Genomic DNA, 14,952 nt, shown 5'->3' on the forward strand with positions numbered 1-14,952 from the left:
ACAATGAGACATAAATGAGCTGTCCGGGGCATTGAAAAGCGCGGACAACTAGGTATTAAAAGTTAAATCTACTAGATATGAAAATTGTTGTTCTGGCCCACCGAGTTCCGTTTCCTGCTAATAAAGGGGAAAAAATTAGGACCTATAATCAAGTGAAATTTCTTGCCTCTTTAGGCCATGAAATTCATTTGTTTTCTCCCTATGATTCAGATGAAGAACTGACATATTTTACTTCATTGAAAAACACTAGTTGTAAAAGCACTTCACCTTTCCGGTTGCCCGCAAAATTATTCAGATTGTTATCAGCTATTTTGTCGGGTAAATCTTTTAGTGTTGCAAATTTCTATGTGAAGTCACTGCAAAAGAGCTTTGACCGATTCATTGTTGAAAATCAAATTGACGTTATTCTTTGTACTGCTTCCTCCATGGCAGAATATGTCTTCAATAGCCAACCCCTTATGAGCAAGCGCTGTAGGCCTCTATTGGTCATGGATTTTATGGACGTAGATTCAGATAAGTGGGCCCAATATCAAAACACTAGCCATTTTCCTATGTCCTGGGTATACGCTAGAGAACAGCGATTAGTATCTCAATTTGAACGCCGAATAGCAGAGCACTTTGATAAATGCTATCTCATTGCACAGGCGGAAGTGAAATTATTTAAAGACAGAGTGCTGGACTGCAACAATATCGAGGTACTAGGGAATGGGTTGGATACAAATAGCTTCTACCCTTCACTCACCAAAACACAAAATGCGCAACCTGTGCTTTTATTCACAGGTGTAATGGATTACAAACCCAATATAGATGCAGTTGTCTGGTTTGTAGAAAACTGTTGGCAGACAATCATTTCTCATTTCCCTCAAGCTAAATTTGTTATTGCCGGTATGAATCCCGTTAAAGAAGTTGAATTGTTAGCTCAATTTAAAGGGATAGACGTGACCGGATTCGTTGACGATATTCTACCTTATTACCAAACCGCAGATATTTTTGTTGCCCCATTTCGATTGGCAAGAGGAGTGCAGAACAAAGTCCTTCAAGCTTTCTCATGTGCTCTACCGGTCATTTCAACCCCTATGGGCGCGGAAGGTATCAATTGCGTTGCTGACAAGAGTATTTTGCTTGCATCTACACCAGATGAGTTTGTTGAGCAGGTGTGTCGCTTAGTTTCAGATAAAGAACTTAATAAACGTATTGGAGCGGAGGCATTGCACCTTATTCAACAAGATTATTCTTGGGAGGGGCAGTTAGCCCCACTTAACAGCTTTTTAATTACCCAAGAGAATGTAAATGAAAAGCGCACTTAAACACATTCTATTCTTCACTTCCGCGGTAGTCATTTTACCACTGAGCGTGTTATGTATCTTGCTAAGTACTTTGCTTAATAACGACGGGGTGTTGGCAAGTTTTAGTCAATTTTTGAGTCTAGTACCCAGCAAGCTAGGGGTTTATTTAAGAGCCGGTTTTTATCGATTTACTTTGACGCGTTGTAGCCCTGATGCAGTCATTTCCTTTTTAGTACTACTTTCTCAAAAAGACACTGAAATAGCTGAAGGTGTCTACATTGGCCCTCAAAGTAATATTGGCCGCTGTTGTATCGAAAAAAACGCTCTATTGGGGAGTGGTGTACATGTAATGAGTGGTAAAGAGCAACATAATTTCAGCGATTTAGAACGGCCGATTAAAGAGCAAGGTGGTAGATTTCAAAAAGTCAGAATAGGTCAAAATTGTTGGATCGGAAACGGGGCAATGATAATGGCGAATATTGGTGCTAACTGTATAGTAGGAGCTGGCTCAGTGGTATCTAACGACATTCCTGATAACTCAATAGTGGCTGGGAATCCTGCACGTGTTATTAAGAGTAGAGACTGAGATTTGGGCAGTTAGTTGTGAAACCAACGAATAATTGCACCAAGCATCGAGCTTTAGTAGATAAAATGCGCCTAATCAACATTATTAATTAAGTGATAGCTCCAGTTTTTTAGAACATATCATAAAGCAATATTTAAGTGGAAAGACCACATTTAGGATAGACCGATAATGAATGTAAAATTAAGGATAAATTTGCTACTAAATCGTATTGTAGAATTTATTAAGTACGATTATAACCACCTTAAGTATCCTCTTGTTCTAGCGAGCCATGGCATCATTTCACTTTTGCAAAAATTGAATAAACATAGCTTGGCGTTTAAAGTTGCAAGTAATATTTATCGGACTGGATGGGCCAAAAGTGAACAGTTAGGACTTAGTGTTGCGCTTTACTATTTTAAATTAAATCCACATTTAGGGCGTGCTATTACACAACAATTCATTAATGACTTACCCCCTTTGAAAAATACGGAGAAATTTTTTAAGCAACCCGAGGCTATGCTGAACGGAATCATAACAGTGCTCAAGGAACCCCAAGGAGAAGAAAAGGGGGCTTTGATTATTAACTACAGTTACTACTTTCCATTATTTCTTAGGTTTTTTGACATAAAGCGAGTTGCTAATAAATTCAATATTATTCTAGAGCCGAGTTGGGCTGGTTTTTGCGAAGAAAACATTCTTGCCTATACGTTGGTTGATGCGCCGATATTTCTACAGGTTTATGAAAAAAGAGATAAGCAATTTATCGAAAAGCTTGATAGCAATATAATTCCTATTGAAGTGGGACCGAGTTGGTTTATTAACCACAATAATTTTGTTCCCCCTACATCAGGCGAGCGAGATATCGATCTTTTAATGGTAGCTGCATGGGCCAAATTCAAGCGCCATGGTGCCTTTTTCAAAGCCATTACCCCATTAGTCAAAAGTAACCCGCGACTTAAAATAGTCTTAGTTGGCTATCCAGTTGATATGTCGAAAGAACAGATCCTTGAACTCGCGACTCTACACAAAGTAGATCACAATATCGAAGTCTTTGAATGGATTACACCTCAAGAAGTTTCCGCCTTACAGAAGCGAGCAAAGGTGAACGTACTTTGGTCCAAGTTTGAAGGTAATAATAGGGCGATCATAGAAGGAATGTTTTGTGGTACGCCGGTGATTATGCGTAAAGGGCATAATTATGGAGAAGAATATGATTTCATAAATCCTCAAACTGGTTACTTTGCTGACGAAGATAACTTTGAGAGTGTATATGAAAGGATTGTTTCGCGTGTTAAGGAAATGTCCCCTAACTTATATGTGATGCAAAATCGCAATTGCCAAGTAGGCACTCGAATAATGAGTGACGTGATTAAGTCATATGAGTTGGCGCAAGGGCGCCCTTGGCGCACTGATCTAGATATTAAAGTCAATGATTTACACGGAATGGCTTACTTGGAGCGAGATGAAGATTTCTACGCCAATTGTTATTTGGCACTTAAAGACTACGTGTATCCAATCAACGATTCTCTCAAACATTAGGATATCAAACGTTGAATATGGAATTGATTATCAATGCTTGGTGCCAGTGTATTGCTGATGTCATAAAGCTCAACGCAACAGACTCTTTATTATGTCGTTAACAGGCAAAACAGTTACCAGTATCTTTTACACGGGGTCCACAAAACTAGTCCAACGTGGTTTGGGCATGGTCAGCATGTTGATCTTAGCGCGAATTCTCACCCCAGAAGATTTTGGTTTAGTATCGATCTGTACATTAGCGGTATTCTTATTCAATTCAGTCAGCGATGTTGGAGCTAAACAATACATTATCAGGGCGAAAACGGTTGATGATGATTTAATCAATACCGCTTGGACCCTGAATATTCTAATCAAAGGTCTAATTTGGTTAATATTTTTTGTATTCACCCCCGAAATCGCTGCATTTATGGATAAACCTGAGATAGAAAATCCATTGCGGTTTCTATCCATTATTCTTATCGTTGGCTTGATATCAAACCCAGGTATTTGGCTTTTGTCTAGGGATTTGAATTATAAGCCTTTGTTCAAAATCGATATTGGTTCAAAGCTTATTTCCTTTACTGTTGTTTTAATTATTGCGTATTTCGATAGAACTTATTGGGCTATGTTATATGGACTGGTCTTACAATATCTTCTGCCCAGTATATTTTCGAATTTTGTATGTACTCATAAGCGAAAGTTCAAGCTGAGTAATATTGGATCGCAGCTGAGGTTTTCCCAATGGGTAGTAATCAATAGTTTAGTCGGTTTCGCAAGAGGGGAAGGAGATTCTATTCTGGTGGCAAAGTATTTTAATTTGGAGATGATCGGTATCTATTCTATTTTTAAAAGTCTATCAAGCATGCCGCTTACTCAGCTTATTAACCCCGCTACGGATCCACTTCTAGCGACGTTCTCTGAAGCTATTCGAGAGGACGATTTCCAGCCCTATCAGATGAATACAGTGCTATTGCTACTGCTTTCTCTTGTGGTACCGCTAACGGCAATGATGGCTGGCTTTGATAAGGAAATAGTATTACTGATGCTGGGTGATAAGTGGGTTGAGCATTCCTATATTTTTTCTATCCTAGCTTTTATGATGGTGCCGGGCGTGCTGTTCAAAGTCTTATCTGAATATGTAATGGCCGAAGGGGGGTATAAGCCTATTGTATTTTATCAAGTTTCGATGACACTCATTACATTAGGTATTCTTTATTTGATTATCGGTGGGAATTTAGATGAGTTCTCTAAAACTCGAGTCTTTATTTCCTTTACGAGTATATTCATTTTTGCAAGCTATTTTCAGTTTAAGTATAGGCTATTTAAATTTCTGGATATTTACTTGTTCGCGCTCCCTATGTTAGCTGCAGGGGGCGCTATGTTATGCATAATCAGTTTGGATCTAACTGCAATGCATTGGTTTGCTAGGCTAGTCCTAGGTTGTAGCGTTTTTTCAATTGTTTATGCTGTGATATTACTGCTTCTTGTGTATCTAAACAGGAAGCGCTATGAATGTAAGCTATTCCTGTCTTATGTTGTGGCGGTAAGAAACTTTATTAGGCGTAAGGGATTGAACTAAAATAAGTTAGAGTAACGCTATGGATTATTCTCAAAGAACTACAATGGATTTCAACGGCTCAATAGCAATAGGGCCGTTAGTTGGTTTGCCGTCAAGTAACTGGGTGGGTGAAGACGTCGCAAATTACTTGCTGCGACAGAACGTAAAAATACAGAAATTCAGTGACTTCAATACGCCTATTGCGGCTAAATACATTATTGTCGTAAAGTTAATGCCCAGCGTGGAATGGTTGTTAGACAAAGCTGACGCAGGCATAAAAGTGCTATACGCACCAGTTGACATATTTCACTCTCACTATGTCTATTGGCAATACAAAGAGCGTCTAAAGCTATTTTCAGGCTTTCTGGTGCACAACGATAGAGTGGGAGACTTAGTCGCAAAAACAGCACCAGCGCCTCAGTTTCCTATTGAGCACTATTTAAAGTATCAGGTAGAGCATGACTCGCGTATTCCTAAGCAGAAAGCGCTCTTGTGGATAGGCCATTTGGAGTATATTCCCAGTCTCCTTTGCTTTGTAAATAAACGTAGCCTCAATCTAAGGATTAGGGCATTAACGGATTTAGAAAAGCTACCAGCCTACGAAAACTATCTGGAAAAGAGCCTGCATAAAATTCGTATTCCATATACGGTTGCCAACAAAACCGAGGACGGGGCAGTAATTTGTGGATTATATGTTGAACAATGGTCCGAACAGAAGCAAGCTGACCTAATGAAGTCTTGTGTTGCTGCCTTTGATACAAAAATAGACTCGTTCGCATATGACTTGAAGCCGCCGACTAAAGCCCAGCAGTTTATTTATAATAAGCTACCTTTTGCTTGCTCTGAGAGCTCATATTCGTTTAAGTATTTTAAGCAACACGGATTGCAAGTTGCCAAACTAACGGAGTTAGAATATTTGCTCTCCAACCAGTATAGGGAAAAAGTTGAGCGGTTTTGTGATGCAGAGCGTTGGAGAGTCGATATTAAAATTGTTGGCGCAAGTTACATTAATGCATGTCAGAATGCGAAGTTACCAAGAAAATTCTCAAAGATCTTTTTCTACCTAATGAATTCACTTTATTTTCTTGTCTATCTTACCCTTCGCCTAGTAGATAAATTAATCACACTATCGATGTCAAAAATAATTAAAAGAGTAAAATCATGATCGCATTTATCATTGCCTTTCGTCATCCAAATTCTACTAAAAACTATGGGCACGTTGTTGAATTACTCAATGCGACGTTACGCTCTCTGGCTAACCAGACGAATGAAAATTACCGAGTATATATCGGTTGCAACGTTGCACCTGTTTTGAATATTGATACGAGTAAAGTGCGTATTTGTACAATTGATTGCCCGATACCTAGTAGCAGAAAAGAAGTTTTGCTTGATAAAGGAGTTAAGCGAGCTCTTGCCATACAAACGGCAAATGATGAAATAAAGCCTGATTTTTTCTTTCTGTTAGACGCGGATGATCTTGTTAGCACCGATTGCGTAGAGTATTTGCAGCAACAAGATTGGACCAAGTCACCTGGTGGCTATTGGCTTGAAAGAGGCTATTTGCTCGATATGTATAATCGAAAAGCGCAAGAGAAATACGGATTTAATCGTTACTGTGGCAGTAGTTTAATCTTGTCTGCTTCAACACTTACGAGTAAGTTATTTACCTCAGTCGCAACAGGTGAGAAGATGTCTACTTATCAAGAATTCTTACAGGCTTGCGATGAATATGTGTTAGTGCAGGTGTTGGGTGATCACATCGCTGTGAGGGGCTTTATGGCGTCACTGGGACTCCCTCTACAGAAAATATTGCGCCCATTGACGTGCTGGAAAATTAACACCGGAGCAAATGAATCAAATACAAAAATCCCGTTCGGTAGTCGAAGTATAAATAAAGAGTTTTTAACTCGATTTTCTATCACTACTATCGAAGAGCGCCAAGCGTCAATTTTTGAGAAATTGATAGAAAAAATACGCTTAATGAAGTCTTGGGTTGCGAGTATTAGCAAATAAAACGCGATTTTTTCGCTAATTTCACTTGTACAGTGAAATTACTTCTAACTCATATAAGAGAACTCCTTGTGTAGAAATAATTTTTGAAACTTGTTGTTAAAAACAATGGTTTTGAAACTGGCGGAAGTATAAACATTGTCAAAAATTAAGATTAAAACTAATTGGTACGTTAGCAGGCTTCTGTCTGAAGTTTACATACGAAAGGTGAAATTTCTTTCAAGTAATTTGAATAAAGCAACGATACATCAGCTTCCTAACAAACTTGTCGTATCGTTAACTTCTTATAAGCCAAGATTTGCCACGCTCTTCCCAACTATATTGTCTATAGTTCAGCAACACACTGTGCCTAATGAGATTTTACTTTGGGTTTCCGAGGCTGACTATGAGCATCTCCCAAATGAAATATTTCAACTACAAGGAATAGTCAACGGTGCGGGAACAACATTTAAGATATGTAAAACCGACGATACAGGTCCCTATAAGAAGATAATCCCCGCAATAGAGAATTACCGTGACCACTTTATCGTAACTGCAGATGATGATGTTTACTATCCTAGCTGGTGGCTCTCAAATCTGTTACGTGAATACAAAGGTAATAACAGCGAGGTTATTTGTTATATAGCGCATGAAGTGACATTTAAAAGTGACCAGAAAGAGCTTATGCCGTATGACGATTGGATCAGTTGTAAAAAGAATGATGTAGATGCGTTATTGGGATTTCCAGTCGGAGCTGGGGGGGTGCTATATCCCCCCAATTGTTTAGATAAGCTGGTGGTGCGTAGTGATATTTTTCTGAAAGAAAGTCCAATGACAGATGATATTTGGCTGTTTTGGATGGCTAGATTGAACGGTACTACCACTAAAAAGACTGAGAAAAATTTTAAAGTTATTTGTTGGCCTAGTTCTCAAAAGGTAGGACTAATTAACGAAAATGTAAAAAATAATAAAAACGATGAGAATATTGAAAAGATGTTAAAGAAATTTGGTTGGCCAATTGTTCATGATATTTAAGATTTCAAAATTTATATTCGAATCCTTTATTGGGCGCGGAAAAGTTACTAATTTATAAACGTTATCAAGTTGACCGTCCAGAAATGTTAAAAAAAGAAAAGGTAATACTTCATATTGGTCTGCATAAGACTGGCACTACTTCAATCCAGCAGTTTTTAGCGGAAAATAGGAACCAACTAGGTGATTTAGATTATGTTTGTTATACGCAAGAGGGTTATTTTAGAGAAGATGGAAATGCATATTTTTTATTGAAGCAGAAAAATTGGTATTCTAGCAAACGCTCTTATCAATTGGACATACCACTTTTGTTAACAAATATTAGAAAGAGCCAGAAAAAACGAGTAATGATATCCAGTGAAGCTTTGTCTTGGTGTGTAAACCTAGCAGATATAGAAGAGTTAAAAGCTCAATTACTGGAAGTCGCTCATGAAGTTTTAGTTCTTGCTTACGTAAGAGAGCCAGTTTCATTTGCAATCAGTATTTATACTGAGGGGTTAAAGTACCCAAATTCACTCTCGGTTCTAACCGATTATAATCACCCATGTTTATCTAGTGCACATCTACGTAAGCAATTCTTGTTCGAGCATTATACATTTGGAAATATTTTACCCTGGAAAGACGTTTTCCTGAATGATTTTACGGTTAAAAGCTTAGAAAAAGAAAAACTATTGGCGGGTAACTTATTAGTTGAAATCCTTAAAATCCTTGAATTAGGAAACTGCGAAGAGCTACATAAAAAAGCTCTGAATTATCGTAGGGAGAATGAAGGTTTTAACCTGCTACAAGTGCACTACCTAACTTCACTATATCGCTTTTTAAATAAATTTAAGGATTCACATAGACTTAAGAGCTTGGCATATGAGTTAATTAAACGGAAATTACATTGGCTTGAATCTGATAAAAAGTTTAATGTTGAAAATGATGTGGCGATAAAGTATTTTACCGAAATTAGAGATGGATTACTCATGTCGAAGGCACATTTAGGCGAGAGTGTAGACACCGAATTTAAATATAAGAAACGTTCTGTAGATAGTCTTTCTTTTTTAGATTATGTAAAAATTCTCATTGTTGCTATTACACATTCTTTCTTTTTTGGGGTTTATATTTTGACACGAATATTTAAGTCAATAATAGGGTGATCATGAGGGAGTTCTTATTCTTAACTATTGCAAACAACCTTCCTAGAGCTCATTTTTTTGACGAGTATAGATATATTTTTCTTCGATTAGCCGGGATGGAAATAAGAGGAAAGTGTAACCTATGGGGACCATTTACTATACGTCCTATTGGTGGTGTCAAAAATATAGAAATTGGTGTCGATACTTTTATCAATTCTGATATTAGGTTCGGCGTACCAAAAGACAAGGTTATTATTGGATCAAGAGTCCAAATAGGACCCAGAGTTATGATTGAAACTGTTACTCATGGTTTAGTTTACGAATGTGTGTAGTGGAACCGGCCGCGGGACAATGACGAAGTCCATTACAGTAGAAGACGAAGTGTGGATTGGGGCGGGCTGTATTATTACTCAAGGAGTAACTATTGGGAAAGGCGCAGTTATCGCTGCAGGCTCTGTTGTTACGAAGAATGTAGAATCCAATACAGTTGTGGGTGGTACGCCAGCAAGATTCATAAAGAATATACATGATTAAATAGATAATTTAAATTCATCAGAGATTAGAATTTAGCCATGAATAATCACACTACCCCTGTACATCCGGCAAAATACTCAAATTTTATCAAATTCATCTTTTAAAGCCTGACTCAACACTGGCCAGTCCAGGGTTTGTTGAACGTGATTTCTACCTGCTTTGCCCATCATTTCTCTGAGCGTGTCGTTTTCGAGTAAATCGCATATCTTTTCAGCTAACGCTTGAGGCTGGGTGCAATCAACGATAAAACCCGTCTCGCCTAGTAACATGGTTTCAGATGTGCCTCCTGAGTCCCCAGCGATAACGGGGCGTTCACATGCTTGCGCTTCTACTAGCACCATGCCGAAGCCTTCGATATCGCTGCCTACGGTGCGATTTGGCAGAACAAACACATCACATTGCTGATAGCACTGGATCATTTGTTCATCATTCAGCTCAGACATGAATAAGACGTGCTCTGCAAGATTAAGATCTTTAACAAGAGCATGTAAGGCACTCTTGCGTTCGCCATCGCCGATTATCGCGTATAGGGCATTAGGAATGCGTTTTATGATGCTAGGCAATGCTTCTATGAGTTTGTCATGCCCTTTGCGTTCCTGTAAGCGCCCAACAGTGAGCACCACTTTTTTATCTTCCCAGCCCAATAGGGATTTAACATCTTGTGAAGGTGGAGCTGGTATGAACAAACTTGCATCTACGCCTGGATTAAATACCATGGTTTTTGCTGGGTCGGTATGCCATTTATTGAGTAATATGTCAGCCGTATTCTGGCTATTAGCGATAAGTCGAGTCGCGCCACCAAGTGCTTTATTAACAATCCAGCTTAATTCTCGGCTGGTCGCTGCTGTTTCCACATCCTCACCGTGAACATAGCAAATATACGGAATACCCTTTATTTTACTGATGAGGAAACCAATAAAACCTTCGGGTAAACAGCGTCCGCAATGAATGACCTCGATGTCATTTTGCTTGACGACTTTTAATACGGCACGTAATGCGCGAAAGTAGTATTTTAGCCCCGTCAGGCTTTTTAAGCCCCAGCTCCATGAGCTAAGTGGTAAGCGATATGTTTTAAGAGGACTAATGCTATCAACTTCATCGCTTTTATCATCTTGTCCAGCGGCCACTACGACATTGCCTGTAGCGATGCGCGTATAGACTTCCCAAAACCACCGGCCACTTCCTCCTTTAACGGGCGGAAATATTTCACTCAATAACAAGGTTTTTTTCATCGTTCTGGGTCCGTGATAGAGCGCTCTTCGAGCATCAGTGACAGGTTCTGCTCACAAATATATTCATGCTGGGCAAACCAATTTTCGTCGGCATATTTACGCCAACGCTCAGCCGGAGGCGCTTTAATGACACCGACTAAAGGTTCAACCTTGTTTGTGTCCATATTCAGTGCAGTAAACATATCTGAAATAACGGTTTTAGGCGCACTTGTGAGGTTCTCAAAACTTAAACTCAGGTCCGAAAACGCTAGACCATGTAGATAGGATAATTTCCACAAATAATAAAAACGCTGGTAGGGATGAGGCGTATTTATTTTATCAAGCACAGGATAATGTTTGGCTAAATCGCGGCACCACACATCCAAGTAGAAAGCATCTTGGTACGTGTTATGTACATCATCTTTGTTCATTAGCTGCTGATCAGTGAGGAACGAACACCATTGATCTCTTGGATGACGAAACAAATGCACAATTTTCGCGTTGGGGAAATGGTGTTTTACCCAAGGCAAACGAAAATCGATTCGGTTGAACTGCAGTACTGGGCGTCCTGGTGCTGCTTCTATCATCTGCTCAATAAACCGTTTCATCTGCGGATCCCATGATTGGGCAGACATATATAGGCTCTTGCGGATCCAGTCTTCGTTATAGGTGTCACTTAGCTGATTCAGGCCGTTGTATTCAGCCCAATAATCGTCTACGCCACGATGTGTGTTATCAACGTTGTCGCCGCGCATATGCTCATTAAACCATTGGCGCTCATTAAATGGCTCGTAATAGGCACTGCAATCAGGGGTTTGCCTGAATAAATTCCACAGCAGGGTTGAACCGCTTCTAAAACGACTGGTGATAAAGACAATGTCATCTCGTTCAGACGTTACAGGTGTGAATTGAGCGTGCTTTGATGCATAAGGCGAGACTAGATTATTCAAGGCAGGTAGCGATTGTGCACAGTGACGTGCATTGTCGTCTAGTTGTTGCTCAATAGAAGGCTGTTGCAATAATTTAGCGGTCATATCGACCATCATCTTTTTTAGTGCTTTTTTCATTGTCTATGCCTGACCGCCTGAGAATAATCGCAGATAAAGCGCCCCATATGCTTGTGTCATGTTTTTGATATCGAACGTATTTTCAAAACGTAATTTGGATGCTTTGCCGAAGGTATCTTGTTGTTGCTTATTTTGTGCCAGCGTTATCATTGCATCTGCGTAAGCTTGCTCGTCGTCATTTGGTGTGACAAGACCTGTGACGTCATGTAAGACTATTTCGGGATTGCCTCCTGCACGGGTCACAATGCAAGGCTTACTCAATGACATCGCCTCTAAGAGTGTCATGGACGTGCCTTCACTAAGTGAGGGCAGTAGATAAATATCCATTAACGCTAAATGTCCATGAGGCTTTGGCTCATAGCCGGTCATGATCACGCTCTGTGACAAACCAAGGCTACTTATTAATGCCTCTGTGTTTTCTCGCTCGTCACCATCGCCAACAATCATCAACTTTGCGTTTACGCCAGCATCGATAACCCGTTTAAATGCCCGTAGCATCATGCTGTGGTTTTTTATCGGATCGAGCCTTGCGATAGTGCCAAACAAAATACACCCTTGTGCCAGAGGGAATTGTTGCTGTAGCTCTTCTATTCTTGCACGCTCAGGCTCAACACCCATGATCCCGTTATAAACTATGTCAATATCTTTGCCAGGGATATACTCATACTCTATTAGAGCATCACGTGTTGCTGCTGAAATAGCCGTGGTCGCATGCGTGAAGCGGTGAAGAATAGGGTTGATTATTTTGCGCTTCCAGGTGGTTGAATCTGGGTAAAATCGACCGTGTTCAGTGAAAACGATTTTAGCTGACGTCGCTAATGCACCTAACACACCGTATACGTAGGGGGTATATTGGTGACAATGAATAATATCGATTTTGTGGGTTTTGATGTGCTGACGTATTTTAGAAATCAAGCTGATATCAAATCCTGGCTTGCGACCTAAGGCTTCGATATGAACTCCCTTTGCAATTAAATCATCTGCGAAAGGGCCTAAAGGTGATTCAATACACAGCACTGACATAGTAAAACGCGCTCTGTCGGCCCCTAAAATCAAGTTTTTTATCACCTGCTCTGTGCCGCCTATGCGCATATCGAATGTAAGGTGAAGTATATTCATCAAATTCAGCTCACTATTGCGCTTGGGATAGCGAGTGGGTCGTTTCAGGCGACTGAATATAACGGAACCACCACATTTGAAACATCAACATGCTCCACAATACCGTGCTGTGATCGGCTTTTTCTGCTTGGTGTTGCTGCCAGAGTTGCTTAACCACATCCATATCAAAATATTGCTGAATGCCTTGTGACTTACTGAACAAATAATCTTCGGTTAGTTCTTTAATTTCACATCGTAACCATGTCGCTAAGGGCACTGAGAAGCCCATTTTTTTGCGATACAAAATATCATCAGGCAAAACTGGTTTAAACGCTTCTTTGAGGATGAATTTCTTCTCGCCATCGCGAAATTTTAAATTCGAAGGCAGGGTAGCGGAAAATTCGATCACGTCTTTATCTAGCAGTGGCGCTCGTACTTCTAAAGAATGCGCCATGCTCATGCGATCGACTTTTACTAAAATGCCGCCGGGCAGGTAGGTCTTCATGTCCGTGTATAAGATTTTAGACAAATGGTCTTTCCCATCGGCCTTGTGGTAATTTTCGAGTGTTACTTCACTTGGGTGGTAAGCGCCTAACTTAGCCTTGGTATCTGATGAGGCCAAACGTTCCCAAAGGCGATCATCAATCATAGAGTTAGTCACATAAAAACCCATGGCGGGGTCTAAACTCAAACTGGTTAGCAGAGATTTAGCCTTTCGCAATAGTGGGTGCTCACTTTTAGCGAATACGCTGGCGAGTTTAGGGAATAGCTTTTTTCGCAGCGCTTCGGGAAAGCGTTCGCGTAGTTTGTTTTCAAGTGCATCTGTGGTGTATTTTTCATAGCCTGCAAACACTTCATCGCCGCCATCACCGGCGATCGCTACCGTCACCTGAGAGCGCGCCAACTGAGAAACAAAATACGTTGGTACTAAAGATGGGTCGGCAAAAGGCTCGTCAAAATAGCCGACTATCTCTTCTAAGTTGTCTTTTACATTTTGGTGAACGGTAAATTCGTGGTGCTCGGTCTTATATTTATCAGCGACAATTTGGGCAAATTCTGTTTCGTTAAAGCGCTTTTCATCGAATCCTATTGAGCAGGTTTTAACTGGCTTATCGCTATTCAATGCCATCATAGCGACCACACCACTGGAGTCTATTCCACCACTCAAAAATGCGCCTAATGGCACGTCACTGACCATACGAGAACAGGTTTTCTCTGTGGCTAAATCGTAAAGTGCTTTAGTCAGTTCGGCCTGAGACTTATCGCTGGTTTGCTTAAAGGAAACATCCCAATATTGTTCTATCTGTATTCCGTCTTGCGACACCCACATAAAGTGCGCTGGAGGCAATTTGTGAATATCGGTAAAAATAGTTTTTGGGTCTGGTACATATTGATAAGCAAAGAAGTCATGTACTGCGTCGAGCCTGACCTCCCGCGACACATTGGGGAGCGTAAGTAATGCTTTAATTTCAGAGGCAAACGCAAACTGAGTGTCAGTTTGAAGGTAATAAAGAGGCTTTTTGCCCACACGATCCCTAGCAATGAGTAAACGCTTACTGGTGGTGTCCCAAAGTGCAAACGCGAACATGCCATTTAACATGCTAAGCATTTTTTCACCGTGCGTTGCATATAGCGCAAGAATCACTTCTGTGTCTGTGTGGGTTTTAAATGGATAGCCTTTGCTGACCAAGTCATCGCGAAGTGCCTGAAAGTTATATATCTCTCCGTTAAAGGCAATAATGTATCTTTCGTCATGTGAGTACATGGGCTGCGTGCCGGCTTCTGACAAGTCGATAATGGCCAACCGGCGATGGGCTAGACCTACGTATTCATCAATGTATTCGCGACCAGCATCTGGACCACGATGATAAATACTGTCACCCATTTTTTTTAGGGTTTGCTGGTTACCCATGTTCCCGCTAAATTGTGTAAACCCTGCAATACCACACATAGATATTTCGGCCCTGTAGTTG

At 40.2% G+C, this 14,952-nt stretch carries 13 protein-coding genes; 9 read left to right on the forward strand and 4 right to left on the reverse strand.

Annotation, left to right across the window (positions count from 1 at the left end; all coding sequences use genetic code 11):
* The first annotated feature begins 77 nt into the window (after nt 1-77).
* From GMES_RS04725 to GMES_RS22000, 9 genes are all read left to right on the forward strand, one after another.
* On the forward strand, nt 78-1,307 hold the full coding sequence (locus tag GMES_RS04725; RefSeq protein WP_039986589.1) for a TIGR03087 family PEP-CTERM/XrtA system glycosyltransferase: 1,230 nt from the start codon (nt 78-80) through the stop codon (nt 1,305-1,307).
* Complete coding sequence (locus GMES_RS04730; RefSeq protein ID WP_039986592.1) at nt 1,291-1,872, forward strand: acyltransferase; 582 nt, start codon at nt 1,291-1,293, stop codon at nt 1,870-1,872. The genes GMES_RS04725 and GMES_RS04730 overlap by 17 nt, the downstream gene beginning before the upstream one ends.
* A gap of 168 nt (nt 1,873-2,040) precedes the next feature.
* On the forward strand, nt 2,041-3,390 hold the full coding sequence (locus GMES_RS04735) for a glycosyltransferase (protein WP_006991445.1): 1,350 nt from the start codon (nt 2,041-2,043) through the stop codon (nt 3,388-3,390).
* Between the two features lie 91 nt (nt 3,391-3,481).
* Complete coding sequence (locus tag GMES_RS04740) at nt 3,482-4,948, forward strand: oligosaccharide flippase family protein (protein ID WP_006991446.1); 1,467 nt, start codon at nt 3,482-3,484, stop codon at nt 4,946-4,948.
* Between the two features lie 19 nt (nt 4,949-4,967).
* Nucleotides 4,968-6,092 carry a hypothetical protein gene (locus tag GMES_RS04745; RefSeq protein WP_039986595.1) on the forward strand — a complete coding sequence of 375 codons (1,125 nt, stop codon included), beginning with the start codon at nt 4,968-4,970 and terminating at the stop codon, nt 6,090-6,092.
* A complete protein-coding gene (locus tag GMES_RS04750) occupies nt 6,089-6,940 on the forward strand; it encodes a glycosyltransferase family A protein (protein ID WP_006991448.1) in 852 nt (283 codons plus the stop codon). The genes GMES_RS04745 and GMES_RS04750 overlap by 4 nt, the downstream gene beginning before the upstream one ends.
* Before the next feature lie 342 nt (nt 6,941-7,282).
* Nucleotides 7,283-7,951 (forward strand): hypothetical protein, encoded by a 669-nt coding sequence (locus tag GMES_RS04755; protein WP_153811049.1) that lies wholly within the window; start codon nt 7,283-7,285, stop codon nt 7,949-7,951.
* Nucleotides 7,952-7,980: 29 nt separating this feature from the next.
* Nucleotides 7,981-9,090, forward strand: coding sequence for a hypothetical protein (locus tag GMES_RS04760; RefSeq protein ID WP_039986597.1), 1,110 nt, complete (start codon nt 7,981-7,983; stop codon nt 9,088-9,090).
* A gap of 330 nt (nt 9,091-9,420) precedes the next feature.
* On the forward strand, nt 9,421-9,603 hold the full coding sequence (locus GMES_RS22000; RefSeq protein WP_052013383.1) for a DapH/DapD/GlmU-related protein: 183 nt from the start codon (nt 9,421-9,423) through the stop codon (nt 9,601-9,603).
* 77 nt (nt 9,604-9,680) lie between these two features.
* Here the strand turns inward: GMES_RS22000 and GMES_RS04770 are convergent, their stop codons facing one another.
* Genes GMES_RS04770 through asnB form a run of 4 tightly spaced genes read right to left on the reverse strand, consistent with a single transcriptional unit; the run spans nt 9,681 to nt 14,930 of the window.
* Entirely contained in the window at nt 9,681-10,835 is a 1,155-nt protein-coding gene (locus GMES_RS04770) for a glycosyltransferase family 4 protein (RefSeq protein ID WP_006991451.1), read from the reverse strand.
* Nucleotides 10,832-11,881, reverse strand: coding sequence for a sulfotransferase (locus GMES_RS04775; RefSeq protein ID WP_006991452.1), 1,050 nt, complete (start codon nt 11,879-11,881; stop codon nt 10,832-10,834). The genes GMES_RS04770 and GMES_RS04775 overlap by 4 nt, the downstream gene beginning before the upstream one ends.
* A gap of 3 nt (nt 11,882-11,884) precedes the next feature.
* Complete coding sequence (locus GMES_RS04780; RefSeq protein WP_006991453.1) at nt 11,885-13,000, reverse strand: glycosyltransferase; 1,116 nt, start codon at nt 12,998-13,000, stop codon at nt 11,885-11,887.
* Between the two features lie 13 nt (nt 13,001-13,013).
* Nucleotides 13,014-14,930 (reverse strand): asparagine synthase (glutamine-hydrolyzing), encoded by a 1,917-nt coding sequence (asnB, locus tag GMES_RS04785; RefSeq protein ID WP_006991454.1) that lies wholly within the window; start codon nt 14,928-14,930, stop codon nt 13,014-13,016.
* Nucleotides 14,931-14,952 lie beyond the last annotated feature (22 nt).

The sequence above is a fragment of the Paraglaciecola mesophila KMM 241 genome (genome assembly GCF_000315015.1).
In the GTDB taxonomy this organism is placed as follows: domain Bacteria; phylum Pseudomonadota; class Gammaproteobacteria; order Enterobacterales; family Alteromonadaceae; genus Paraglaciecola; species Paraglaciecola mesophila.

What these genes read in the sequence shown, in the direction of transcription:
- GMES_RS04725 (WP_039986589.1), top strand. Translation starts at nt 78, where the DNA reads ATGAAAATTGTTGTTCTGGCCCACCGAGTTCCGTTTCCTGCTAATAAA.
- GMES_RS04730 (WP_039986592.1), top strand. Translation starts at nt 1,291, where the DNA reads ATGAAAAGCGCACTTAAACACATTCTATTCTTCACTTCCGCGGTAGTC.
- GMES_RS04735 (WP_006991445.1), top strand. Translation starts at nt 2,041, where the DNA reads ATGAATGTAAAATTAAGGATAAATTTGCTACTAAATCGTATTGTAGAA.
- GMES_RS04740 (WP_006991446.1), top strand. Translation starts at nt 3,482, where the DNA reads ATGTCGTTAACAGGCAAAACAGTTACCAGTATCTTTTACACGGGGTCC.
- GMES_RS04745 (WP_039986595.1), top strand. Translation starts at nt 4,968, where the DNA reads ATGGATTATTCTCAAAGAACTACAATGGATTTCAACGGCTCAATAGCA.
- GMES_RS04750 (WP_006991448.1), top strand. Translation starts at nt 6,089, where the DNA reads ATGATCGCATTTATCATTGCCTTTCGTCATCCAAATTCTACTAAAAAC.
- GMES_RS22000 (WP_052013383.1), top strand. Translation starts at nt 9,421, where the DNA reads ATGACGAAGTCCATTACAGTAGAAGACGAAGTGTGGATTGGGGCGGGC.
- GMES_RS04770 (WP_006991451.1), bottom strand. Translation starts at nt 10,835, where the DNA reads ATGAAAAAAACCTTGTTATTGAGTGAAATATTTCCGCCCGTTAAAGGA.
- GMES_RS04775 (WP_006991452.1), bottom strand. Translation starts at nt 11,881, where the DNA reads ATGAAAAAAGCACTAAAAAAGATGATGGTCGATATGACCGCTAAATTA.
- GMES_RS04780 (WP_006991453.1), bottom strand. Translation starts at nt 13,000, where the DNA reads ATGAATATACTTCACCTTACATTCGATATGCGCATAGGCGGCACAGAG.
- asnB (WP_006991454.1), bottom strand. Translation starts at nt 14,930, where the DNA reads ATGTGTGGTATTGCAGGGTTTACACAATTTAGCGGGAACATGGGTAAC.